The 25,117-nt window shown below is 53.8% G+C and carries 24 protein-coding genes and 1 pseudogene; 22 read left to right on the top strand and 3 right to left on the bottom strand.

What is annotated here, in order from left to right; all coding sequences use genetic code 11:
• Positions 1-31: 31 nt before the first annotated feature.
• From accC to FLT43_RS05835, 20 genes and pseudogenes are all read left to right on the top strand, one after another.
• Positions 32-1,375 carry an acetyl-CoA carboxylase biotin carboxylase subunit gene (accC, locus tag FLT43_RS05930; protein WP_087442579.1) on the top strand — a complete coding sequence of 448 codons (1,344 nt, stop codon included), beginning with the start codon at positions 32-34 and terminating at the stop codon, positions 1,373-1,375.
• A 110-nt stretch (positions 1,376-1,485) separates the two neighbouring features.
• Positions 1,486-1,893, top strand: a complete 408-nt coding sequence (locus FLT43_RS05925; RefSeq protein WP_087442580.1) for an Asp23/Gls24 family envelope stress response protein — start codon at positions 1,486-1,488, stop codon at positions 1,891-1,893.
• Between the two features lie 75 nt (positions 1,894-1,968).
• Positions 1,969-2,508 carry an alkaline shock response membrane anchor protein AmaP gene (amaP, locus tag FLT43_RS05920; protein ID WP_087442581.1) on the top strand — a complete coding sequence of 180 codons (540 nt, stop codon included), beginning with the start codon at positions 1,969-1,971 and terminating at the stop codon, positions 2,506-2,508.
• A 16-nt stretch (positions 2,509-2,524) separates the two neighbouring features.
• On the top strand, positions 2,525-2,755 hold the full coding sequence (locus FLT43_RS05915; protein WP_087442582.1) for a DUF2273 domain-containing protein: 231 nt from the start codon (positions 2,525-2,527) through the stop codon (positions 2,753-2,755).
• Positions 2,756-2,951: 196 nt separating this feature from the next.
• Positions 2,952-3,494, top strand: a complete 543-nt coding sequence (nusB, locus tag FLT43_RS05910; RefSeq protein WP_174818140.1) for a transcription antitermination factor NusB — start codon at positions 2,952-2,954, stop codon at positions 3,492-3,494.
• Positions 3,495-3,559: 65 nt separating this feature from the next.
• A complete protein-coding gene (gene folD, locus FLT43_RS05905; RefSeq protein WP_087442583.1) occupies positions 3,560-4,435 on the top strand; it encodes a bifunctional methylenetetrahydrofolate dehydrogenase/methenyltetrahydrofolate cyclohydrolase FolD in 876 nt (291 codons plus the stop codon).
• Positions 4,436-4,568: 133 nt separating this feature from the next.
• Positions 4,569-5,924, top strand: coding sequence for an exodeoxyribonuclease VII large subunit (gene xseA, locus FLT43_RS05900; protein WP_087442584.1), 1,356 nt, complete (start codon positions 4,569-4,571; stop codon positions 5,922-5,924).
• A gap of 3 nt (positions 5,925-5,927) precedes the next feature.
• A complete protein-coding gene (gene xseB / locus FLT43_RS05895) occupies positions 5,928-6,194 on the top strand; it encodes an exodeoxyribonuclease VII small subunit (RefSeq protein ID WP_087442585.1) in 267 nt (88 codons plus the stop codon).
• On the top strand, positions 6,187-7,101 hold the full coding sequence (locus FLT43_RS05890; protein WP_087442677.1) for a polyprenyl synthetase family protein: 915 nt from the start codon (positions 6,187-6,189) through the stop codon (positions 7,099-7,101). Before xseB ends, FLT43_RS05890 begins: the two co-directional genes overlap by 8 nt.
• Before the next feature lie 819 nt (positions 7,102-7,920).
• Positions 7,921-8,547 (top strand): CNNM metal transporter family protein, encoded by a 627-nt coding sequence (locus FLT43_RS05885; RefSeq protein ID WP_087442586.1) that lies wholly within the window; start codon positions 7,921-7,923, stop codon positions 8,545-8,547.
• Complete coding sequence (gene dxs, locus FLT43_RS05880; RefSeq protein ID WP_115057861.1) at positions 8,528-10,426, top strand: 1-deoxy-D-xylulose-5-phosphate synthase; 1,899 nt, start codon at positions 8,528-8,530, stop codon at positions 10,424-10,426. Before FLT43_RS05885 ends, dxs begins: the two co-directional genes overlap by 20 nt.
• 32 nt (positions 10,427-10,458) lie before the next feature.
• Positions 10,459-11,289 (top strand): TlyA family RNA methyltransferase, encoded by an 831-nt coding sequence (locus FLT43_RS05875; protein ID WP_087442588.1) that lies wholly within the window; start codon positions 10,459-10,461, stop codon positions 11,287-11,289.
• Positions 11,290-11,354: 65 nt separating this feature from the next.
• Positions 11,355-11,870: a DNA-binding protein gene (locus FLT43_RS05870; RefSeq protein ID WP_244194193.1), complete on the top strand. Its 516-nt coding sequence runs from the start codon at positions 11,355-11,357 to the stop codon at positions 11,868-11,870.
• A gap of 82 nt (positions 11,871-11,952) precedes the next feature.
• Positions 11,953-12,402: a transcriptional regulator AhrC/ArgR gene (gene ahrC / locus FLT43_RS05865; RefSeq protein WP_087442589.1), complete on the top strand. Its 450-nt coding sequence runs from the start codon at positions 11,953-11,955 to the stop codon at positions 12,400-12,402.
• 23 nt (positions 12,403-12,425) lie between these two features.
• Entirely contained in the window at positions 12,426-14,147 is a 1,722-nt protein-coding gene (gene recN / locus FLT43_RS05860; RefSeq protein ID WP_087442590.1) for a DNA repair protein RecN, read from the top strand.
• Positions 14,148-14,267: 120 nt separating this feature from the next.
• Positions 14,268-15,605: a SpoIVB peptidase gene (spoIVB, locus tag FLT43_RS05855; protein WP_087442591.1), complete on the top strand. Its 1,338-nt coding sequence runs from the start codon at positions 14,268-14,270 to the stop codon at positions 15,603-15,605.
• A 226-nt stretch (positions 15,606-15,831) separates the two neighbouring features.
• The gene (gene spo0A / locus FLT43_RS05850) at positions 15,832-16,650 is read left to right on the top strand and encodes a sporulation transcription factor Spo0A (RefSeq protein WP_087442592.1); all 819 of its coding nucleotides are present in this window, start codon (positions 15,832-15,834) and stop codon (positions 16,648-16,650) included.
• 297 nt (positions 16,651-16,947) lie between these two features.
• Positions 16,948-17,037: pseudogene (locus FLT43_RS30465) on the top strand (HRDC domain-containing protein); the annotation flags it as partial.
• A 255-nt stretch (positions 17,038-17,292) separates the two neighbouring features.
• Complete coding sequence (locus FLT43_RS05840; protein ID WP_087442679.1) at positions 17,293-18,114, top strand: MerR family transcriptional regulator; 822 nt, start codon at positions 17,293-17,295, stop codon at positions 18,112-18,114.
• A gap of 23 nt (positions 18,115-18,137) precedes the next feature.
• A complete protein-coding gene (locus FLT43_RS05835; protein WP_087442594.1) occupies positions 18,138-19,160 on the top strand; it encodes a serine hydrolase domain-containing protein in 1,023 nt (340 codons plus the stop codon).
• Between the two features lie 908 nt (positions 19,161-20,068).
• Here FLT43_RS05835 and FLT43_RS05825 read toward each other — a convergent pair.
• Both FLT43_RS05825 and FLT43_RS05820 read right to left on the bottom strand, forming a co-directional pair.
• Positions 20,069-20,383, bottom strand: a complete 315-nt coding sequence (locus tag FLT43_RS05825; RefSeq protein WP_087442595.1) for a winged helix-turn-helix domain-containing protein — start codon at positions 20,381-20,383, stop codon at positions 20,069-20,071.
• Between the two features lie 305 nt (positions 20,384-20,688).
• A complete protein-coding gene (locus FLT43_RS05820) occupies positions 20,689-21,306 on the bottom strand; it encodes a DJ-1/PfpI family protein (protein WP_373994964.1) in 618 nt (205 codons plus the stop codon).
• 151 nt (positions 21,307-21,457) lie between these two features.
• Here FLT43_RS05820 and FLT43_RS05815 point away from each other — a divergent pair, with 151 nt between their 5' ends.
• Positions 21,458-22,960 carry a VanZ family protein gene (locus tag FLT43_RS05815; RefSeq protein WP_087442597.1) on the top strand — a complete coding sequence of 501 codons (1,503 nt, stop codon included), beginning with the start codon at positions 21,458-21,460 and terminating at the stop codon, positions 22,958-22,960.
• Positions 22,961-23,016: 56 nt separating this feature from the next.
• Here FLT43_RS05815 and FLT43_RS05810 read toward each other — a convergent pair whose 3' ends face one another.
• Positions 23,017-23,385 carry a DUF2627 domain-containing protein gene (locus FLT43_RS05810; protein WP_087442680.1) on the bottom strand — a complete coding sequence of 123 codons (369 nt, stop codon included), beginning with the start codon at positions 23,383-23,385 and terminating at the stop codon, positions 23,017-23,019.
• A 192-nt stretch (positions 23,386-23,577) separates the two neighbouring features.
• On the opposite strand from FLT43_RS05810, the gene lpdA reads away from it, so the two are divergent.
• Positions 23,578-25,005 (top strand): dihydrolipoyl dehydrogenase, encoded by a 1,428-nt coding sequence (lpdA, locus tag FLT43_RS05805; protein WP_087442598.1) that lies wholly within the window; start codon positions 23,578-23,580, stop codon positions 25,003-25,005.
• Positions 25,006-25,117: the final 112 nt, after the last annotated feature.

The following is a 25,117-nucleotide window of genomic DNA, read 5'->3' as shown; positions in this document are numbered from 1 at the left end:
CATTACGATGCCCAGCCAAGGAGGTCCAAGGATGAAGTTCCATAAGATTTTAATCGCTAACCGCGGTGAGATTGCCGTTCGCATCATTCGCGCCTGCCGCGAGCTCGGTATCGCGACGGTCGCCGTCTATTCGGAGGCGGACAGGGAAGCGCTGCATGTGCGTCTTGCGGACGAAGCCTATTGCATCGGTCCCACCGCGTCCAAGGACAGTTATTTGAACTTTACGAATCTGATGAGTGTCGCCACGTTGACGGAATGCGACGCCGTGCACCCGGGCTACGGGTTCCTGGCGGAGAACGCGGACTTCGCGGAGATCTGCGAATCATGCGGCATTACGTTCATCGGTCCGTCTGCAGACGCCATCGAGCGCATGGGCGACAAATCCGTCGCCAAGCAGACGATGAAGGACGCCGGCGTTCCGGTTATTCCCGGATCGGACGGACTGGTCGAGGATCTGGAGCAGGCGCTTATGATCGCGCGGGATATCGGATATCCCGTCATTATTAAGGCTACCGCAGGCGGCGGAGGCAAAGGAATCCGCATCGCGGAGGACGAAGGAGCCCTGATCAAGCAGATGACGGCTGCTCAGCAGGAAGCCGAGAAAGCGTTCGGCAATCCGGGCGTGTACCTGGAGAAGTATTTAACCGGAATGAAGCATGTGGAAATTCAGATCATTGCCGACAAGCATGGTCATGCCGTTCATTTGGGTGAGCGCGACTGCTCCGTGCAGCGGCGCCGCCAGAAGCTGGTCGAGGAAGCGCCGTGTCCGGTATTGACGCCCGAAGACCGGGAGCGGATGGGAGAAGCCGCGGTTCGGGCCGCGCTGGCTGTCGATTACTCCGGTGCAGGGACGTTGGAGTTTTTGCTCGGGCCGGACGGCAACTTTTACTTTATGGAAATGAATACCCGGATTCAAGTTGAGCATCCGGTGACGGAGATGGTTACGGGAATCGATCTCATTCAGGAGATGATTCGCGTCGCTCAAGGCGAACCTTTATCTTTCCGTCAAGAGGATGTCGTCATTGACGGATGGGCTATAGAGTGCCGCATTAATGCTGAGGATCCGGCACGCAACTTCATGCCTTCGGCCGGCCAGATCGGTTTCTATCTGCCGCCGGGCGGATTTGGCGTTCGCGTCGACAGCGCCGCCTATCCAGGCTGCCAGATCTCGCCGCATTATGATTCGATGATTGCCAAGCTTATTGTGTGGGCGCCGACGCGCGAAGAGGCGATCGACCGCATGAAGCGGGCCTTGGCCGAATTTGCCATCGAGGGCATTCATACGACAATACCGTTTCATATCCGCCTGCTTGAACACCCTACGTTCATCAAGGGCGATTTTGACATTAAGTTTTTGGAAGAACACGAGGTCTAATAGTCCTAGGTAAGCCAGCGCCGTTTGTCTTACGCAGGGTCAAATGGTATAGTTAGGGTAATCATGGACAGGAACGCCTCTAGTACAAAAAGATGAGGAGAGTGTGACGGATGAATCAGGCAATCGCATCGGAATTTGAGCGCACGGATCTGGGCAACATCCAGATTGCGCCGGAGGTTATTGCAGTTATCGCCGGTCTTGCGACAATCGAAGTGGAAGGCGTAGAAGGCATGAGCGGCGGATTCGCCGGCGGCATCGCAGAGATGCTCGGACGGAAGAACTTGTCCAAGGGCGTGAAGGTAGAAGTAGGACAGCGTGAAGCGGCTGTCGATGTCAATATTATTATTGAGTACGGCCATCGCATTCCTACCGTAGCCAGCGAGATTCAGCAGAACATCAAGCGCTCGATCGAGATGATGACCGGGCTTCATGTGGTGGAAGTGAACGTGCACGTGCATGATGTCCATTTCAAGTCGCAAGAGAAGGTTGAAGAGACGGATCCGGCCCGAGTTAAATAAGATCGATATGGAACCCCCTCTTGGAGGGGGTTTACTGCCATTCAATACGATATTGTTCAAAGGAGGCAGGCTAGTGTGAGCAAAATTGTGGACAGGCTCTTCCTGTTTATATACAGTTTCGCGATCGGCACGATTGCCATAGCTGTCATTCTTGCCGCTTCAGGCTTCATCTCTCAACCGATTCGGCTGACGGAGCCGTTCTGGCTGCAGTCGACGGTCATCGCGACCGCCGCCGTCTTGTTTTTGTTGAGCATCCGTTTTTTCTATGTGTCGATTCGCAGAGAGCGTGCGGCGCTGCCTTCGATCGATCAGCGGACAGAGATTGGCGATATCAAAATCTCGATTGAGACGATAGAGAACCTGGCGCTCAAGGCGGCCGGACGGGTACGGGGAGTCAAGGACTTGAAGGCCCGCATCCGCACGAATGAGGCCGGTCTGGACATTGTTATCCGGACGGTCGTAGACGGCGAGACATCCATTCCTGAGCTGACGGAGGAGGTCCAGCGCCAAGTTCGCGACTATGTCCAGCAAATTACGGGGATTCCGGTCTCATACGTATCAGTGTATGTGGCGAATGTGGTCCAGACGCAGACCTTCAAAGCGCGAGTGGAATAGGTGGTGAGCTTTCCGGATGTGGAATGAATGGTGGGAGAGTCACAGGAATCGCATCATCGGCATCGCGGCTGGAATTTTTTTCGGCGTCATTTATTTGATCGCCGGATTTTGGGATATGCTATTTTTTGCGCTGCTCGTCTTCATCGGATACAATGTAGGCAGGCAACAAGATTTGAAGCTGGGCCCCATGTTCCCGTGGCGGCGTATCGGATTATGGCTGTCAGAACGGTTTGATAGGTTTAAGTAGTCCTATGGACGCTCCGAACGACTGCTTGACCGCCGGTCTCATACCGACGGAACAACAATCGGGGCGGTCATAGGATTTTTTGGACTGGGCATGATTCCGGATGGCCCATGGCAGCCTAGAGAGAAGGAGCCGCCTTCCGGCGGTTGGATGTAAGTGGCGATTCGGATGCTATATAGATGCAGGAGGAGTTTTTTTCATGAAGAGACGCATTGCCAGAGAGATGGCAGTTCAAAGCTTGTATCAGCTGGAAATGACGGACGTGACCCCTGAACAAGCGGTGGACATGATCGTTTCGGAATCGAATCAAGAAGAGAATGAAATCGGGTTGAAGCCGGAGCACGCGCGGGCGATGCATGACCATGTGCTGGAATGGGTTCGCGATACTTGGAAGAAGCGGGACGAGATCGATGCTCTTCTGGCCCGTTATTTGAAGGGCTGGCAGGTCGACCGGCTGTCGCGGGTCGATCGTCAGGTGCTGCGCCTTGCCTGTTATGAGATGGCGTTCCGGACCGATGTGCCGCCGAAGGTGGCCATCAACGAGGCAATCATTTTGGCCAAGCATTTCGGCACAGAGGAATCGGGCAAATTCGTGAACGGCGTGCTCGGCCAGATGCTGCGCGATCGCAGCGGCAAGCAGGACGGAGCTGACGCGAGCGCAGATGCAAGCGCAGATGCAAGCGCAGACGCAAGCGGAAGTGCTCATTCCGATGCGATGAGCCAGCGGATGGATCCGCGTTAGACAGCGAATTGCGGGGATAATCTGCGACCTTGGACTAGCTTACATGAACGAATGGAGGAGAGACCATGACAGCGCAACTTTTGAATGGCCAAGCATTATCACAGACGATCCGCGAAGAAATCAAGCAGCAGGCGGCACGGCTGATCGAGCAAGGAACCCGCCCCGGATTGGCGGTCATCATCGTGGGCGACGACCCGGCTTCCCACGTATACGTGAACAGCAAGCACAAAGCCTGTCTCGAATTGGGGTTCTATTCGGAAGTGCACCGTCTGACGGAACAGACCTCTCAGGAAGAGCTTCTGGATCTGGTCAGCCGTCTGAACGGGCAAGCGACGATTCACGGCATCCTCGTCCAGCTCCCGCTGCCGTCTCATATCGATGAGAAGGCTGTCATTGACGCGATTGCGGTGGAGAAGGATGTCGACGGCTTCCACCCGGTCAGCGTCGGGAACATGGTGCTTGGCGACGAGTCTCTTCTTCCTTGCACGCCGGCGGGCATTATGGAAATGATGAAGCGCAACGACATTCCGATTGCCGGCAAGCATGCCGTCGTTATCGGCCGCAGCAATATCGTCGGCAAGCCGATCTCGCTGCTTCTGCAGCGGGAGCATGCGACGGTGACGATGTGCCATTCGCGCACGCAGCATATCGAAGAGCTGTCCCGCATGGCCGATATTCTTGTCGTCGCCATCGGCAAGGCGCATTTCGTGAACCGCTCCTTCATTAAGCCTGGAGCCGTCGTCATCGATGTCGGGATGAACCGGCTGGAGAACGGGAAGCTCGTTGGCGATGTCGACACAGATGACGTGAAGGAGCTGTGCTCCTGGATTACGCCGGTGCCGCGCGGCGTCGGGCCGATGACGATAACGATGCTGATGTCCAATACGCTCAAGTCGGCGGAAAGGTTCCACCGCTTGGGCCAGGCTTCGGTCCAGGTGTAGCTGGCGGCAAGGCGGATACCTGTGCGGCGCATCGGGGCATGAATTCGAAGACGCTTCGAAGCGCGATCAGCAGCATGGGCCGCGGCCGCTAACGTTCGATTGGCAGGATGTCTCGGGGGAGGAGGCTGCCGGAATGGCGAATCAGGCACGGGTTCTTTCTGTTAAGGATCTGAACCGTTATATACGAATGAAGCTGGATGGGGATGCGCGGCTGCAGGATGTCTGGGTGCGGGGCGAAATCTCGAACTTCACTCACCATTCCAGCGGTCATATGTATTTCACGCTTAAGGATGCGGACAGCCGCCTGCGGACGATTATGTTCGCATCCTACAATCAACGGCTCCCCTTCCGGCCGAAGGAAGGGGCGCGCGTCATCGCCCGCGGCAACGTGACGGTGTATGAGCGCGACGGCCAGTATCAATTCTATGCGCAGCATATGCAGCCGGACGGCATCGGCAGCCTGTATGCGGCGTTCGAGCAGCTGAAGGAGCGCTTGGGAGCCGAAGGGCTGTTCGCCGCCGAGCGCAAGCGGCCGCTTCCCCGCTATCCGAAGAAGATTGGGGTCATTACTTCGCAGACGGGCGCCGCGGTGCGCGATATTATCATTACGCTGGGGCGGCGCCAGCCGGGGGTTCATGTGGTCCTCTATCCGGTGCTGGTTCAGGGCAACCAGGCGGCCGCCTCGATCGCGGCGGCCATCGAGGCGATGAACCGCCACCAGGAAGCCGATGTGCTGATCGTGGGGCGCGGCGGCGGATCGCTGGAGGAATTGTGGGCCTTCAACGAGGAAATCGTGGCCCGCGCCATCGCCCAATCGGCCATCCCGGTCATTTCGGCCGTTGGGCATGAGACGGACTTCACGATTGCGGATTTCGCCGCTGACCTGCGCGCGCCGACGCCGACAGCGGCTGCCGAGCTGGCGGTGACGCATCAGGAGGAGCTGCGGCAGCATCTTCAGCATCTGGCGGAGCGGATGCGGCACGGCATGCGGCGGACGGTACAGCAGGGCCAGGAACGGCTGCTGCGCGCCCAGCGCTCGCCTGTGCTCAGGAAGCCCGAGCTGCTGGCGGCGAAGCATCAGGAGCGGTATGAACGCCTGCTTGAGCGGCTCGCATACCGGTCGCGCAGCCGCTTCAAGCAGGCGGACGAGCGGTGGAGGGAGCTGCGAGGACGGCTGCGGGAGCAGACGCCGGTGCATCAGGTGCGTTCCGCCCGGGAGCGGCTGAACGGCATCGAACGGCAGCTTCACCGGGCGATGGCGATGCAGATGAATGAGCGCCGCTTGAAGCTCGGCGCGCATCTGAAGCATCTGGACGCGCTGAGTCCGTTGAAGATTATGGCGCGCGGCTACAGCCTCGTCTATGACGAGCGGGAAGAGAACATTATCCGCACGATTAAGGATGTGCAGCTGGGAGACGTCGTCCGCGTGAAGCTGAACGACGGGCAGCTCGATTGCCACGTCTGGTCGATGAAAGGAGACAGCGATTGATCGATGGATAATCAAGAAAAAGCTACCACTCAGGAAATGAGCTTCGAGACGGCAATGGAGAAGCTGGAGCATATCGTCGAGCAGTTGGAGAGCGGAGATGTGCCGCTGGAGCGGGCGATCGAGCTTTTCCAGGAAGGGATGGGCCTGTCCGGTCTATGCGCCCGCAAGCTGGAGCAGGTGGAACGCAAAATCGAGGTCTTGTCGGAGCAGAATGGCGAATTGAAGCGGCAGCCGTTCCCAGTGGAAGAAGCGGGTGATCGGATTGAGTAGCACTGAAGCAGAAGAACGGTTCGCTTCTTATCTGGAGCGTCACGTCGCGCGGATTGAGCGGCTGCTGCCCGCTCAATTCCCTGCCGGCTGGCAGGTGCCTGCCGAATTGAAGGAATCGATGTTGTATTCACTGATGGCCGGGGGCAAGCGCCTGCGGCCGCTCTGTGTTGTCATCGCATGCGAGAGCCTGGATGGCCCGCTGGAAGCCGCCGATCCGGTTGCCTGCGCCATCGAGATGATACATACCTACTCCCTCGTGCATGATGATCTGCCGGCGATGGATAACGATGATTACCGCCGAGGCAAGCCGACCAACCATAAGGTGTTCGGGGAAGCTCTGGCCATATTGGCGGGCGATGCGCTCCTGACCCATGCCTTCTATACGGTTGCGCAATGCGCGCGCCGTCATGGCATTCCGGCCGAGATCGCCCTGACCATCACCGAGGAGCTGTCCTTCTATGCCGGCATGCGAGGAATGGTGGGCGGCCAGACCGCCGATATGCTGGGCGAACAGGGAATGACGACGCTGGACCAGGTTGAGTATATTCATCTTCACAAGACGAGCGATCTGATCGTGTTCGCGCTCCGCGCAGGCGCCCATCTGGCGGGGGCCAATGAAGCTCAACTGAACGCGATGACCGAATTCGGGACGAAGCTCGGCCTCGCCTTCCAGATTCAGGACGATATTCTGGATATCACCGGCGAGGAAGCGCTGCTCGGCAAGCCGAAGGGAAGCGATGAGAAGAGCGGGAAGGTGACCTACCCGTATTTTATCGGTCTAGAGGCATCGAAGCAGGAGGTCGCCCGGCTGACGGAGGAAGCGAAGCAAGCCGTGCGGCAGGCCGGATTTCCTTATCCGGCGCGCCTGTACGAGCTGGCGGATTATTTGATGGCGCGCCGATTCTGAATGCCCGCCGGTCTGATGACCGGTGGAATTCCAGGGCAGCGCTTCCATGGAAATGATATCGCGTGATTCGCTTTCCCGTTTTGTGATATAATAGAGCGTACATAGAGTGGTGCAGTATTCTAGTCGGCCTCCCGACACCGAAGGCGGGCCTAAAAATTCGCCAAAGGGCACATCGATGAAGTTCCTGGTGTTGGCTTGCGACGCCCAGTCGTGGGCTGATGCTGGGAGTTAAGGTTGTGGGGCGATCCACAATGGCATGTGGGCGTTGACCCCGCTTCCGCGGAGGCCCAAGTGCGTGGTACGGCGCCCTCGCGCGCCGCATTACGGCTTGGGGTATGAACCTATACCGCGAGTCACGCGGAACGCTCTCCGGCTTGCCGGATCGTTCCGTGAAGGTGGCTTGTATGTAGCGTAGCCTGCCTTGAGTGAGTCTGCAGGGATTGCGGATGTGTAGAGACGCCGGTCTTAGGCCAATGACCGGCCTATCGGATGCCGCATGAAATCTGATTTGCAAAAGAGGCTAAGGGTCGGTTCAGGGCTGCTCGAGGAAAACTCCTAGACTGTTCACATTGTGAGGCTTTGTGGGGATTATAGTGTGGTCTAAGTGGTAATCCAGTCTGACGTCCGGCGACGGCGTCAAGACGCTCTTAATTGGAAACGGCCTGCCCGGCGACGGGGAGGCGGGCGTCTGGGAAAACCTACTGGACCTAAGCCACAGCGTTTATCCAGAAAGCTACCACTCCAACCATCATTGGTTATCAAGACACATACACATGGGATCGTTCGTGGATCTCATAAAAGGATGAGTTGACAGCGATAATGAAGTTTTCATTCAAACATTCCGTCAAGTGGAGCATATTCATTTTTTTCGTCACCTTTGCGCTGGCCGTCATATTGTCTGTTGCCTCCACGTCAATGCTGGGGAAAGCAGGCTGGGGCGTCGGTATGGTGATTGTGTTGATGCTCGTGCTTATTGGAGTGTTTTTTGATATTATGGGCTTAGCTGCGGCTGCCGCGAAGGAGACTCCGTTCCATGCGATGGCGGCGGAGAAGGTGCGCGGAGCCAAGCAAGCAATCTATATCGTGCGCAACGCGGATCGTTTCTCGAACTTCTGCAATGACGTGATTGGTGACATGACAGGGGTTATCAGCGGCTCGGCCACGGCGATCGTAGTGACGAATTTGCTATGGTCCATGAATGCGGAGAGCGTATGGATGACGACAGCGGTAAGCGTTGCATTTACTGGCCTCGTATCCGCATTAACCGTCGGAGGCAAAGCGTTGGGGAAGTCATTTGCGATTCATTACTCCACTTCGATTGTATTGCTGATCGGCAAATGCTTCTATTTTTTGGAGACCAAGCTCCATATTCGCTTGCTCGCCAAGAAACGCGGCAAATCGAAACAACGAAAGCGAGGGAATTCCCGTGCTGCTCGAACAGATTAACCAACCTAGCGATCTGAAGCGGTTGACGAAGGAAGAACTGCCTGTCCTGGCGGAAGAAATTCGACAATTTCTCATTGAAAAGCTGGCGGTGACCGGAGGACATCTGGCATCGAACCTGGGCGTCGTCGAGCTTACGCTTGTCTTGCATTATTTATATGACAGTCCCCGGGACAAAATGATATTCGACGTCGGTCATCAGGCATACGTCCATAAAATATTGACCGGCCGCAAGGACCGGTTCGATTCGCTGCGCCAGTATAAAGGGCTGTGCGGCTTCGTCAAGCGCGCGGAGAGCGAGCATGACGTATGGGAAGCCGGCCATAGCAGCACCTCGCTGTCGGCGGCGATGGGAATGGCGCTTTCCCGGGATTTCAAGGGCGAGAGCAACAAGGTGATCGCGGTCATCGGCGACGGTGCGCTCACTGGCGGCATGGCGCTTGAGGCGCTCAATCACATCGGGCATGAGAAGAAGAATCTGATGGTCGTGTTGAACGACAATGAGATGTCGATTGCCCCGAATGTCGGAGCGCTACATAACTATTTGTGCAAGATTCGCTCCGACCGGAACTATTTAAAGGCGAAGGAAGAAGTCGAGCAGCTGCTCAAAAAGATTCCGGCGATTGGCGGCAAGCTGGCCAAGACGGCGGAACGGGTGAAAGACGGCTTTAAATATTTGGTCGTGTCCGGCATGCTGTTCGAAGAGTTCGGACTGAAATATTTCGGCCCCGTCGACGGGCATGACATTGACAAGCTGATCGATATTTTTCAGCAAGCGAGCCGCGTGAACGGCCCGGTGCTTATTCATGTCGTGACCCGCAAAGGCAAAGGATACACGCCGGCGGAAGCCGATTCGCATAAATGGCACGGCATCTCGCCGTACAAGATTGAATCCGGGCAAGTGCTGAAGGCGTTAGGCAATCCGATGTATACCGAGGTGTTCGGCAAGACGCTCGTCGAGCTGGCGGAGCAGGATGATCGCGTGGTGGCCGTTACGCCTGCCATGCCGGGGGGCTCCGGACTGCTTGGATTCGCTGAGCGCTTCCCGAGCCGCATGATCGATGTCGGCATCGCCGAACAGCATGCCGCCACGATGTGTGCCGCGTTGGCTATGGAAGGGATGAAGCCGGTATTCGCGGTATACTCCACTTTCCTGCAGCGTGCATACGATCAGGTGGTCCATGACATCTGCCGCCAGAGCGCGAACGTAATCTTCGCAATCGATCGCGCCGGGTTCGTCGGACCGGACGGGGAGACGCATCAAGGCGTGTACGATATCGCTTTTATGCGCCATATTCCGAATATCGTGCTGATGATGCCGAAGGACGAAAATGAGCTGCGCCATATGCTGAAGACTGCGCTCGAATACGATGAAGGTCCGATTGCGGTGCGGTACCCCCGCGTGAACGGGGTCGGCGTCGAACTGGATGCCGATCTGATTCCGATTCCGATCGGGACATGGGAAATGGTTCGCCCCGGCGATCATGCCGCTGTCGTCGCGATCGGCCCGATGGTTCAGGTCGCCGAGGAAGCGGCGGAGCAACTGCGGCGCGAAGGCATTCAGCTGCGCGTCATCAATGCGCGCTTCATGAAGCCGCTCGACGAGGCGATGCTGACTCTGCTCGCCAGAGAGCAGCTGCCGATGATCGTGCTGGAGGAGGGCTCCGTGGCAGGCGGCCTGGGCAGCGCCATCATGGAATATTATGCGCAGCATCATGTATTCGGCGTCAAGGTGAAGCCGATTGGGGTTCCCGATTGCTTCGTAGAGCACGGCAGCATCAAGGAGCAGCGCCAGGAGACAGGCCTAACGGTGGAACAGCTGGTGAAGGAAGTCCATACGATGCTCTTCGCTCATGGCGATAACCGGATGAGCCGGGCCTAGCCCGAGTAAGCAATGACAGACAGGAGTACAGCATGTCCATACCGAAGGAACGGATTGATGTTCTGCTCGTAGAGCAGGCCTATTACGACAGTCGTGAAAAAGCGAAAGCCGCCATTATGGCCGGCTTGGTATATGTGAACGAGGAACGGATTGAGAAGGCGGGGACGAAAGTCCCGCGGGACGGAACGATTACGGTGAAGGGCGCGGTTCATCCTTATGTAAGCCGGGGCGGCTTGAAGCTGGAGAAGGCGATTCACCACTTCGGCTTCTCCATGACGGATGCCGTCATGCTGGATATCGGCGCTTCGACAGGCGGATTCACCGATTGCGCCCTTCAGCACGGGGCTCTTTATGTGTACGCCATCGATGTCGGCTATAACCAGCTTGATTGGTCGCTTCGCAACGACGAGCGGGTTCATGTCATGGAGCGGACCAACTTCCGGTATACGGAGCCAGAGCATCTGCAAGGCCCGGCCCCGGATACGGCGACCATCGATGTATCCTTCATCTCGCTCAAGCTGATTCTGCCGCCGCTTCAGGCGCTTATCGGCAAGCCGGGGCGCGTCATCGCGCTAATCAAGCCTCAATTCGAGGCGGGAAGAGACAAGGTCGGCAAATCTGGCGTCGTCCGCGATCCGGGGACGCATGAGCAGGTGCTGAGGGAGATATTGGACTTTGCCGCATCGTTGGGCTTCCGCCTAGAAGGATTGACGTATTCTCCCATTACGGGAGGAGAAGGCAATATCGAGTTTTTGGCCTATTGGTGCGTGCCGGACGGCGGGTCGCCGGAACCTGCGGCCTCCCGCGAGCAGATTCACGCGGTCGTCCAGGAGGCCAATTCGGTGTTCCGCTCAACCTCTTAATCCTTCGTACGATTCCATCCGCAGAAGCTCATCCGGGACAGACATCCGACGGATGAGCTTTCTTTATGAATTGGCAGGCATCGGCGGTGTCTGTCCATCATAGCGGGGTGGTGATTCCATTGAGCGATATATGGGTAATGGGATTGATTTTCATCGGGGTATTGATTTGGATCTGCTTCGGCTTGCGGACGTACGCGCATTCTCCCGAGCCGATGGAGGATATCTGCTTGAGCGATCGGTTTCCTGAGGATGAGGAGGCTCTGGAGCTGGTCGAGGATGCTGGCTATGAGCTCATCGGCGGCAAGTTCTGCATGCCCTTGCACTTCACGTTAGAAGATGAGGAGATCGAGGCCCGCATCTGGATCGACATGATCGTCAAACGCGACAATCAATGGTATATTGTTCGTATCGCACGCGAACGGATGAAGCTCGATTGGGACGGAAGCGGCATGAAGCGGCAATGGATGCCTTACTTCGCCGCCTATCCCGAGAGCGCCGGCCTGCTCGTGGTAGATATGTTGGAACGCAGGGTGCGCCTGATTCGCATGGACTGGGGGGAAGCCTATGTCCACGGCGAATAAGGCTATACTAAGTATAATTAACAACCGTCTTGCTGGCTGCGGCCAAGGCCAAGAGTAGAAGGAACAAAAACGGAGGGCTCACATGAAAGGTCAACGACATATCAAAATTAGGGAAATCATTATGAACAACGAGATCGAAACCCAGGATGAATTAGTCGATGCCTTACGGAGCGCAGGCTACCACGTGACGCAGGCAACCGTGTCCAGGGACATGAAGGAGCTGCATTTGATCAAAGTTCCGATGAAAGACGGGCGGTACAAATATTCGCTGCCGGTTGACCAGCGCTTCAACCCGGCCCAAAAGCTGAAGCGGGCGCTGCTGGATAACTTCATCAGCATCGATAGCACGGAAAATCTGGTCGTGATTAAATGTCTGCCTGGCACGGCAAACGCCATTGCCGTATTGATGGATAGCATCGAGTGGCCAGAGATAATGGGCACCGTCTGCGGAGACGACACGATACTTATCATTTGCCGGACCAAGCAACAAAGCGACCAAGTCGTAGCGCAAATTGAAGAGTATATTTCGTAAACGGCATCCTGGGAGGGAAGTCCATGTTAATCGCATTATCCATTACGAATCTGGCGGTCATTGAATCCGTTCAGCTTCAGTTCCATCAAGGCTTTCACGTGCTGACCGGGGAGACAGGCGCCGGCAAATCGATCATTATCGATGCGCTGGGATTGATCGGGGGAGCCCGCGGTTCCTCGGAATTCGTGCGTTATGGCTGCGATCGGGCGGAAGTGGAGGCATCCTTCGATCTGCCCGCAGACCATCCGGCATGGGAAGCTGTCGCGAAGCTGGGCATTCAGGCCGATGCGGAAGAATTGCTCATCATTCGCCGGGAATTGACGGCTAACGGCAAGAGCATGTGCCGCATCAATGGCCAGATGGTCAATCTGACGATGCTGCGGGAAGTCGGCGAGCTGCTCATCAATATCCACGGCCAGCACGAGCATCAATCTCTGCTCAAGGTAGAGCGTCATTTGGACTGGCTTGATGCATACGGCGGCGAAGATCTGGCTGGGCTCAAGAAGCGCTACCGGGAAGAATTCGGCTGCTTCATGGCGCTGCAGCATGAGCTGAACCAATTGAAGCAGACGAGCCAGCAAGCTTATCAGATGCTTGATCTGTACCGTTTTCAGATTGAGGAGCTCCACAATGCAAACCTCCAGGTAGGCGAAGATGAATTATTGGCGGAAGAAAAGCGCAAACTAGCAAATGCCGAGAAGCTGATGGATCATGTCAATCATGCATATGAGCGATTGTATGGCCAAGGTGCAATGGATGCGGTCAGCGTCGCCATTGCGAAGCTCGAAGACGTTATGCCGTATGATGCGGCGCGGTTCCAGCCCATGGTCGAACAGCTGCAGACCGCTTATTATCAATTGGAGGATGCGGCATATCAGCTGCGCGACTACCGGGAGAACATCGAATTCAATCCGGAACGGCTGGAGCAAATCGAGGATCGGCTGGAGCAGCTGAATGGATTGAAGCGGAAATATGGAGCGACGGTGGAAGAAATGATCGCCTATGGCGAACGGATACAGGCCGAGGCGGATAAAATCGAGCATAAGGATGAACGGATTGCCGCGCTGGAGAAGGAAAGCGAGGAGAGGCTGGCGAAGCTGGCCAAGCGGGCTCAGGCACTGAGCGATTCCCGGCGGGAATTGTCCGGTAAGCTGACGAAGCGAATCGAGAAGCAGCTGCAGCATCTTCATATGGAACGAACCCGTCTCGATGTCCGGCTGGAACGGCTTCAGGATGGACAAGGCTTCGATGTGAACGGGGTGAACGTCCGGTTCACGAAGAACGGATGGGACGATGCGGAATTCCTGATTTCACCGAATCCGGGGGAACCGCTGCGGCCCCTGCATAAGATCGCATCCGGCGGGGAGCTGTCGCGGATTATGTTGGCGTTGAAGACGATATTTGCCGAGATGGATCGCATTCCGGTGCTGGTCTTCGATGAGGTGGATACCGGAGTAAGCGGCCGGGCAGCCCAGGCGATCGCGGAGAAGCTGGCCGAAGTGTCCCGCAGCGGCCAAGTGTTCGCGATTACCCATCTCCCGCAAGTGGCGTGCATGGCGGATCATCATTACTACATAGAGAAGCTCGTGCGGGACGAGCGCACATCGACCCAGGTAACGGAATTGCAGGAACAAGGACGTGTGGCCGAACTGGCTCGCATGCTTGGCGGCGTGGAAGTAACGGAAAGAACCCTGCATCATGCTCAAGAAATGCTGAAGTTGGCTGAACGTCAAAAAGGTGCGTAATTCAAGGGCTTGAGGAATGATTTTCACTCATAAAACGCTGGGGTCAAGGTTACCTTAATGTTACGAAACGGGCACGCCCTTTTTCGTCAAAGCTTCCGTCAACAAAGGAGTGTGACACCTTTGAACCCCAACGCAAAACGGCTGCTCGGTCTTATGCTAGCCATTATTGTTTGTTTATGCTGCACCACAGCCCCTTTCCGCACCTACGCGGCTTTGCCTGATCATCTGCGCCTTTTTGAAGGAGAACACAAGCAATTGAATCTGGTTATGCCTGTCCATGCGCAGGCTACCGTGGACCGGCCTGATATTCTGAAGGTCAACGGGCAGAGCGAGACCTCCTTCCGCTTATCGCTGCAGAAGCCGATCTCGCTGCAATCTTCCCAGACCGGGCAGGCTGAATTGAAGCTGAAGCTGTTCGGCGGCATTCCGTTGAAGACGTTGAAGGTCAATGTCGTTCCTAACCTGCGGGTCGTTCCCGGGGGGCAGACGATCGGCGTCAAGGTCAAATCGTCGGGGATTCTCGTCGTCGGACACCATCTTGTTCATGTCGGACCTGAGCGCAAAATATCGCCGGGTGAAGAAGCAGGCGTCCGGTTAGGTGACATGATTATGAGCATGAACGGAACCCGTCTTAACGATGTGACCAAGGTGGCGGATATCGTTCGCCAAGCCGGCGAGAAGAAGCAGGCGATTGAACTGGTCATTCAACGAGGCGACACCGAGATCAAGACGAAGCTGAAGCCGGCTTATGATGTGGAGGACAAGACCTGGCGGCTTGGGTTATATATCCGGGATTCAGCGGCGGGGGTAGGCACGCTTACTTTTTATGCTCCTGATCAAGGAGTGTACGGCGCGCTTGGCCATGTCATTACCGACATGGATACCCAGACGCCCATCACGGTAGGCCAGGGCGAGATTGTTCAGTCCAACGTAACCTCCATTTCCAAAAGTCAAAATGGCGAGCCTGGCGAGAAGCGGGCTCATTTCTTGAAGGAAAGCCGGGTATTGGGCAATATTGAACGCAATACACCGTTTGGCATTTTTGGCAAAATGACGAATCAACCGGAGCACAGTTTGTACAAGGAGCCCATTCCTGTCGCTTTTAGCGAGGAAGTGCAGGAAGGCCCCGCCGAAATGCTTACGGTCGTCAACGGCCAGCAGGTGGAACGATTCAAGCTGGAAGTGGTTCATGTGACGAAGCAGACGTCACCGGCAACCAAAGGGATGGTCATCCGCATTACAGACCCTAGATTGCTGCAAAAGACCGGGGGCATTGTCCAAGGGATGAGCGGAAGTCCCATTATTCAGAATGGCAAGCTCATTGGCGCTGTTACTCACGTATTCGTCAATGATCCGAGCTCCGGATATGGATGCTTTATTGAATGGATGCTGCAGGATGCGGGCGTGGTGCTCTCGCCACCCCCGACCTCCAGCAGAGAAGGCTCACATGCTGCGTGAGCCTTCTTTTTATGCGATAATTCGCCTTTTGCTTGTCGAAGGAATGCGAATGATGTAGAAAAAATGAATAACTATACATTATAAATCATGTTCCTAAAAAAATAAAGAAAAAAAGTTTTCGACAGAAGGAATTTCATTCTTGGTGTCGAATAAGTTATTCTTGTAGAGGAAAGCCAACGACATCAATGCACGGGAATGCTAAACTTTGACAAGGGAGGATCAGAAGTTGCAAAAGATCGAAATACTGTTAGCGGACGACAACCGAGAATTCACGAACTTATTAGCTGATTTTTTATCAGAACAGGAAGACATGGTTGTCACCGGTGTCGCCTATAATGGCGAGGAGGTGCTTCAATTCCTGGAACAGACGAGAGCGGTGCCAGATGTGCTCATTCTCGATATTATTATGCCTCACCTGGACGGTCTGGGCGTGTTAGAACGTTTACGCAGTATGAATCTGTCTCCGCAACCGAAGATCATCATGCTGACCGCATTCGGGCAGGAGAGCATCACACAGCGTGCCGTGCAGCTGGGCGCGTCCTATTATATCCTGAAGCCGTTCGACATGGATATCCTGGCGAACCGCATTCGGCAGCTGGCGGGGGTCGCATCGAATCCGTCCGTAGGCAGCTCCAATGCCGGCAGCTACATGACCTCCTCGAAGTCGAATGTCGTCCAATTGGGCAAGACCAAGAATTTGGATGCAAATATTACGTCCATCATACATGAAATCGGCGTTCCGGCGCATATTAAAGGATATCAGTACTTGCGCGAAGCGATTACGATGGTGTACAACAACATCGAAATTCTCGGCTCGATCACGAAAACGCTCTATCCGGCCATTGCCGAGAAATACAAAACGACGCCTTCCCGCGTCGAGCGCGCGATTCGCCATGCCATCGAGGTCGCCTGGACCCGCGGCAACATCGACAGCATCAGCCGCCTGTTCGGCTACACGATCAACATCAGCAAGTCGAAGCCCACAAATTCTGAGTTCATCGCGATGGTCGCTGACAAGCTGCGGATTGAGCATAAGGTGAGCTGAAGGGAGTAGGGGGTCACACGAGGAACCGGGCTAGACGTATTGGCCTAAAGGCCAACCTCTTTAGAGACTCTCTTTATGTCTTCGGGGAAATCTAGGGTCCATTTTTGCACGCAAGAGCCGCGGGATGACTCCTGCGGCTCTGTTAGCGCGTGGCAAGAAAGCCAGCTTTAATTTTTCTTTTATGTTCGATTCTAGCCCATAACCTCAAAATAAGATGTATCAAAAGCACGAATCTCTCCACTATAGCTTGTTCATGTTGAAGTCCTTCCTTTTCTTCACTCGTCTAAATATCCAAGAACAATGGAGGAATTGCTCGCTGTTAAAGGCTTTGGAAGAGCGAAAATAGAGAAATATGGCGCTGCGATTCTAGGTATATTCAATGGATGACAAAATAATAATTGCGTATCAAAGAACCCTAAGTTGATGTAGTGCACTTCTTAGAATAGTCATTGGGCCCCTAGCCCGATGAATTCTAAGGGGTGCATTTTCAATATCACTGAATAGGGCCTTGACTTAGCACGTTGGGTTTCTTTTTATTTTGCCGTTGACTTTGCCCGTAGGGTAAGGTGTACGGTTGACTTGAGCAAACTATTGAAAAATAAAGCCTTAACGCCCGTAAAAATGAAGAATGGAGGTGACCTCTTGCTGTCGATTGGAGAATTCTCGAAGATATGCGGAGTATCTACCAAAACGCTTCGATATTATGCTGAAATCGGGCTAATCCATCCGGATGAGATTAATCCCGAAAATGGTTACCGATATTATTCCATCAAGCAACTCAAAAAGATGCTTTTAATCAACCGGTTGAAATCTTATTATTTTTCTCTTGAAGAAATTAAAGACATTCTGGAATGGGAAGAGGATCAATCAGCGGAGAAGCTTCGTTCTGCCCTGAATCGCAAGCGAAAAGAAGTACAGGAAAAGATAAATGCTTTCGCATATGCCCTCAATCAAATGAACCGTGATATTTCAAGTGTAGAGAAGGGCATTCCAATGATGTCACACCTTGACACTATTGAGGTACAACTTGTTGAAACCGAGTCAATAAATATCCTGTATATGCGGCAGATGCTGAGCAGTGATGACTATGCGGCCGGATATGGAATGTATTTTAGCAGCCTCTATGAAAAGATTGCGACTGAAAAACTTACCCTGCTTGGCGCACCGATGACGATTTATCACAGCCCGGAATACAATCCTGCCGGCAATGACACCGAGTTTGCTATCCCGATAGTGGAGTCTATAAAGGGGACGAGAGATTTCCCCGGTGGCCTTTGTGCGAAATCTCTGTTAAAGGGTTCATACTCAGAACTGACATCGGTATATGCCAGGCTGAGGGAATGGGTAGAAAATGAAGGCTACGAACTGGTGAAATCACCATATGAAGTGTATATAACCGACCCTAATCAAGTAGTGCCGGAAGATATGGTAACTGAAGTGTATTTTCCCGTAAAGAAAAAATAACGTCTTGCAGAGAGGTATCTATCATGCAAAGAAGCTACTGGCCAACTACACAATGGCAAGCCGCAGACCCGGCAACCTTGGAAATGGACGCTGCCAAGCTGTCAGAGCTTGAACCTGTGATAACATCCGAGTATAGCAATATTAACGGTATTGTCGTTGCAAGAAAAGGATACATTGCTTTTGAAAGTTATTATAATGGGTATGGCCCGGATGCTGCGCACCATGTGGCATCTGTAACGAAAAGCATCCTATCTGCCCTCATTGGCATTGCCATCGATGCGGGATATATTCAAAATGTTGACCAAAAGGTACTCGAGTTTTTTCCCGAATATGTGCCCGCGGTGGCTGACAGGCAGAAGCGGGAAATCACGATACGCCATCTTCTCACGATGACGGCTCCCTATCCATTTGAGGACTGGCATGAACCGCTGGACAAGTTATGCAAGCAACCCGATTGGGTAACGTATACGCTGGATATGATGGGTCAAAAAGGAAGTATCGGAGCTTTCAAATATTCCACCGCAGGGGCGCACCTGCTTTCAGCCATCCTCACTCGCAGCACAGGAAAAAGTGCCCGTGAGTTTGCGAACGACCATTTATTTAAACCAAGCGGCATGAGAGAAATTCCGCATATTGAAATGAAATCTTTCGGCTTTGACGATTTATTCGGGAAAAACGTAAAAGGATGGGTTACGGACCCGCACGGCCACTCCACGGGAGGGTGGGGACTTACATTAACTCCCCGGGATATGGCACGATTTGGTGCCCTTTATTTGAACCGTGGCATGTGGGACAATCACCAGATTATTGCGGAGACATGGATTGACGAATCAAAGGCGATGAACCCTAATCATTACGGTTATCTATGGTGGTTGCGCCAAGAGGACGGAGTTTTTGCCTATTCGGCACTAGGCGATGGCGGTAATGTCATTTGTTGCATTCCTGAAAAAGACCTGGTCGTAGCTATTGCCTCCGAGTTCAGCATGAATCCCCGTGATCGATGGATACTGATTAAGGAAGGCATTATCCCGGCTGTACTGGATTAACTCTATTTCCCCGAGGTTTATACACATCTACAGAACTCCACACAAAAACGCTATTGTACCTGCTATAGCTGAGGGGTTGAAAATATGAACGACCGATATATCTTTCCTGCGATCTTCGATTATGGAGATGATGGTATTTCCGTCAAGTTTACCTAGAGCATTTTCTTGCGGAGAGACCGACGAAGAGGCGTTCCGTATGAAAAGAATGTCTTGCCTTACATCTGTACGGTATGGAACAAGACGGAGAAGAGATTCCGGAACCAACCCGTGCGCTTGACCTTAGACTCGAAGCTAATGAGTCGGCTGTTCTCATCGACGTATGGATGCCGCCATTCCGTGACTATATGACGGAGAAGGCTGTGAAGAAAACGTTAACCATTCCGAAATGGCCCTGTTGAATAAACGGGGCTTTACTAATACTCAACGTGTCACACACGAATTTCCGTCATATTTACCCGTTCAACCTTCAATCAGTCCCATTCAGGCGTCATTTTTTTATTTATTCAAAACCCAATATGTGGTAAGCTAAAAGAAATACATAAATTTTTCAACCTGCCCAGTGGTAGCGATCTTTCTTTGGAGGCCCACACATAAAGGGGATCTTACCCATGAAAAATGAGACTTGTTTTGTATTTTGTATATTACTTAATGTCGTATCGGGGCTCATGATGCTGCTCTGGTTCCCTGCCTTGCTTTATGGGGCATTCCTTTCTATGACCGGATAGTCAGAAATAACTATAGAACCGCATATTTCCGCTCCTGAAGCATGGGGATAACGTTTATAAGGCGTGAGCAGTTATCGGTCTCCCAGAAGAAGAAATACGCAAGTTGTGAAGGCGAAGCCCCGCAAGCGGGTACATCCCGCCGGGGGCTTCTTCATGACCATTATTTCGATACGAGGACTGCGACTATGCTGTTACACTTGCTATACGGTCAAATAATGCTCTTGCTTCATCGGAAAGCTCCCAGTACCCTCTGTTCTTCCCTGGAACATAAGGTTGCAGGTAACCAAGGTCTCTTAATAGCCGAACGGCTTGTTGAACTCGGTTCTCCCAATGCAAACGTTGATCGCGGTGCATTCTGGCATTACGCTGCGCCGCTGATAATCCTAGCCTATCAGCTAATTTCTGATAGGCATCTTTACTTGGTAAGCCGTTTTTCAAAAAATAGAGCATCATTACGAGCATACCCGCCGTCACTTCGTTGGATGGTAGTTTTAGCATGGATCCCATAGCCTCCTTTTGTCCCAGTCTATCAATGAACCGTGGGGAAAGAAAATGATGGGAAGACCTGATTTCCTACGAAAACGGAAGTTTACAAATCGAATGGATCTCTCTAATCGGTGCAGATCTGTCTATTGAAATATCACCTGGATATGAAAAGAAAAATCTCACCACTCATGCAAAGAACATCAAATCTATCGAATTCATTTATTCGGCTTCATACTGCTTTTTTTGCTTCTTGACATGTTTAGCAGAGTTGTAGAGCGGTATTTCTCCTCATCAATCGATAACTGCTTTCCGATAAATTATCTAGGCTCATTCGATAAATCAATATCATATTCCATACTTTTGGCCGTACGTTCGGCAACGTCCTTGCCCATCAGCCGGCTGACGAGATGGAAGGACATATTGATGCCCGCCGAGATGCCGCCGGATGTGACGATTTTGCCATCATCGACATATTTTACATTCCGCTTCACTGTCAGGTTAGGGTAGTCCTTTTCCATGCGGTCGTAGGAGTTCCAATGGGTTATGACTGTCTTGCCGTCAAGCAATCCGGCTTCTGCCAAGATTAAGGCCCCGGTGCAGACGGAGGCCATAATATTTACCTCATCCATGCGACTCTTTATCCATTGAATCGTCGTCTTGTTATACATTTCCGTCCGGCTTCCCAGTCCGCCGGGCACGAGGAGAATATCGAAGCGAGGCGCATTGTCATAGCTGTAATCAGGCTGTACTTTCAAATCATTCCGTGCGGTTACCAGCTTGCCGTCTTCTGACACGGTGTGAACGAGAAAAGGACTGACTGCGGAGTGCAGCGTCTGCTCCGTTACAGCGAACACTTCGAATGGCCCTGCGAAATCGAATTGTCGGATTCGAAAAACGAACTCGGTTTGTCGAGCGGGCGCGTTGCCAGATTTTATATTGGAGAATTCGGCGAAATACGGTAAAATATACGAACGTTGAAGGAATCGCCGTATACGATCGCGTCCAAAATAAGACTTCGGTGTGCGGCAGCCTGACGCCATAAAGATATCAAACATGACTGTGCAATAAAGGGGTAAGCCAGCAACGATGAATGCTTATTTATTTCCGATCAAAATCGCATTGATTACGTTTCCGATCGTGGCCTTTTTTCTAACGCTGCCGTTTTTAATCGTGCAGTACCGCAAATACGGCTATGTGAACAAAGTACGGTCATTTGTGCTGTACTCGATGCTGCTTTATTTTATTTCAGCGTACTATCTCGTCATTCTGCCTCTGCCAGCCAATCGCGACAACTGCGTGCCCGGCGGGAGCGGGGTCTTTTCTCAATGGGTTCCATTCACATTCATACGCGACATCATGAAGGAGACGAATGTCGTCTGGTCCCAGCCTTCGACCTATGTGACGATATTAGGGGAGCGGGCTTTCTGGCAGGCGGCCTTCAACGTCGTCTTAACCTTGCCGCTTGGGGTCTATCTTCGTTATTATTTCCGCAAATCGTTCTTGTCGACGACGATCATCGCCTTTGTCGTGTCTCTCTTTTTCGAGACGACGCAGCGCACGGGCTTGTACGGGATCTATGCGTGCCCGTACCGGCTGTTCGATGTCGATGATTTGCTTCTCAATACGGTCGGGGGGATGCTTGGATTTTTATTGGCTCCCTTGATTACGTATTTCCTGCCGCGCAGCAGCCAATTGGATGCGGACGTGGATCTGACGCGCAGGCCGGTCGGCTTCATTCGCCGGGCGATTGCGCTCTGGCTCGACTATTTGTGCATCGGATTTATTTACTGGATTATCGCCATTTTCATGGTGGCGGCCAACGGGAATGATGTTGATCACTTCTTGAATTACTTGGAGTCCAATGGGTGGGTGCTGGCAATCACGATTTTCGTCTATTTCATGCTGATGCCCCTGTGGACCGAAGGGAAGACGTTCGGCAAATGGGTGACGCGCATTCATCTGATCGATGACCGCTTGGCGGCGGATCCGGAGCGGACGAACAAGCTTTCTTTCAAAGGTCTGCTCATTCGGTACGGCTTGCTGTATTTCGGCATCGGCGGGATCAATTATGTATTTTTCTATGTGATGAATTCCGGATCTATCCTGGAACTGGGACGATTCGCGTGGATCGTCATCATTCTATGGCTCGTCTTCAATGCGTTCGTGGGTCTGCATGTCCTGCTGCATATTTTCCGGCGGGATAAGCGTCTCTTCTATGAAAAAATGAGCGGAACCCGCAACGCCATCACGATCCCGGACCGGATGCTGCCTTACGCGGGAACGGCTGATCCGAAGGAGACGAGGGAGGAAGCGGAAGAGAATCCGCCTGTCCGCCGCACGATGGATTTCCAGGATGGATCGCAGCTTATTATTCGGGCGGATGCCGTGGCGGAGCGGCAGGAGGAATTGCCTGCCTCCGTCGAGATACAGGAGTCTCAGGATGCTGCCCCGGGAGGGCCTGAAGCTGTGGCGGAGCAGGAAGAGACGGCCCCCGAAGACGAAGCGAAGCAATGGAGCCGGGAAGAGCAGGTTGAAAAGGAACTGGCGCGGCTGCGCGCCAAGCTCGATCAAGACCGCTCCGGTAAATAAAAGGAAATGCAAAAACGGTCTCCAACCGTCCGGAAGGGCGGGGAGACCGTTTTGTGTTATGGCGAGGCGGGAGGTTCGGACGAAGAAACCTCGCGGGCATTGGCCTGCTGATCGATCATGGGCTTGAACGAGGCTGGCCGCGGCCCCTTCTTCTTGCGGAAGCGGGGGGCGACGTAGTTCCGCTTGCGGTCGCGGTAGAACACCCATCCGCCGATAAAGGCGACTCCGATGGCGAACATGATGAAGCCGCCAAGGAAAGGAAGCCAGCCGAAGGATGGGGCGGCGAGACTGTCATTCCCATGATCGGCGATGTAATCAAAGATGACGTTCTTCATCGTCAGAAAGCCGAAGGTCGCGAGAAGGCCCGGAATGACGAGCAGCAAGATGGCGATAAAGCGGGTTATCACATGCGTATCCTGTCTCATGAATAGATCACCTGTCGGAATATGTTCATCATTCATCATTAACTATGTTATATCTTACCTTGAAATCGGGGGATTGTCTAATCAGATAGCGCTGTCCCGACGCTAGCCGCTGACAGATTCAGGTTTGGCGGTGCCGGAAAAAGGGAGTACAATAGAACCAATGGATTCGGACGATAAAAAGGAGTGCTTGGTATGACAAAGCAAGTTGATGTAGCCATTTTGGGCGGAGGAACGGGCGGATATGTCGCGGCCATCGCGGCGGCGCAAGCCGGTAAATCGGTTGTCGTCATCGAACGGGAGAAGCTGGGAGGAACTTGCCTGCACCGCGGGTGCATTCCGAGCAAGGCGCTGCTGCGCAGCGCGGAAGTGTATCAGCAAGCGGTGAACGGCTCTGCCTACGGCATCGAGGTCGAGGGCGTGAAGCTGTGCTTCGACCGTGTCCAGGCGCGCAAGCGGGACGTTGTCGAGAAGCTGCATCAAGGGGTCTCGATGCTGATGCGGAAGCATGCGATTGAAGTGATTCATGGCACCGGGCGGGTCATGGGGCCGTCGATTTTTTCCCCGAAGAGCGGTTCGGTGGCGGTCGAGTACCCGGACAAGGAGGCCGACACGATTGTGCCGAAGCATCTCATTATCGCGACCGGATCTCGTCCGCGGTTGCTGCCGGGACTGGAGGCCGATGGAGACCTCATCGTTACGACGGATCAGGCGTTGGAATGGGAGAAGCTTCCCGAACGCGTCGCCATTCTGGGCGGCGGCGTCATTGGCGTCGAATGGGCATCGATGTTAGCCGACTTCGGCGTGGAGGTCGATGTCATCGAAGCGGGGGAGCGGATTGTCCCGATGGAAGAGGAGGAGACGGCGCGTGAGCTCCAGCGGCAATTGGCGAAGCGGGGCGTCCGCTTCCATACGAAGGCGGTGCTTCAGCCGGATGCGGTACATAAGGATGAAGAGAACGGAGAAGTTCATCTCATCATTGAAGCAAACGGGGAGAGCGTAAGCATAAAAGCGGACAAACTGCTCGTATCTATAGGAAGACAGGCCAATATCGAGAATATCGGCTTGGAAAATGTCGGCTTGGAGACGGAAAAAGGATTCATCCGCGTCAATGAGTGGATGCAGACGAACGAGTCCCATATTTATGCGATTGGCGACGTTATCGGCGGCCTGCAGCTGGCTCATGCCGCAGCAGCCGAAGGTCTGACCGCCGTGCGCCATCTGTGCGGCGATACGTCGGTTGGTTATGACTCGTGGAACATTCCACGCGCGATCTACTCCCGTCCGGAAGCAGCCTCGATCGGCCGGACGGAGCGGGAAGCAAGAGACGCAGGCTATGACGTGAAGGTCAGCCGCGTGCCGCTGCATGCGGTCGGCAAGTCATTGGTGCACGGCGAACCGGAAGGGTTCGCAAAGGTGATTGCGGATGCCCGCTCCAGCGATCTGGTCGGCGTCCATATCGTCGGGCCCCATGCGACCGAGTTGATTGGGGAAGCTTCGGTAGCCATGCTGCTGGATGCGACCGCATGGGAGATGGGACAGGTCATCCGGCCGCATCCGTCGCTCTCCGAGATATTGACCGAAGCGATGCTGGGCGTTGAAGGCAAAGCGATTCACATCTGACGCATCCGGAAGCGGAAGCTTGACCATAGCTGATGTTTTCTTTTTCAGAATGATGAGAGTATAATATGTTTAGAGTCAAGTCTTAGTACCTGGTATTATACTCTCGATGGAC

It is taken from the genome of Paenibacillus thiaminolyticus, from assembly GCF_007066085.1.
Lineage (GTDB): Bacteria > Bacillota > Bacilli > Paenibacillales > Paenibacillaceae > Paenibacillus_B > Paenibacillus_B thiaminolyticus.
This window is presented reverse-complemented; position numbering and strand designations above follow the sequence as displayed.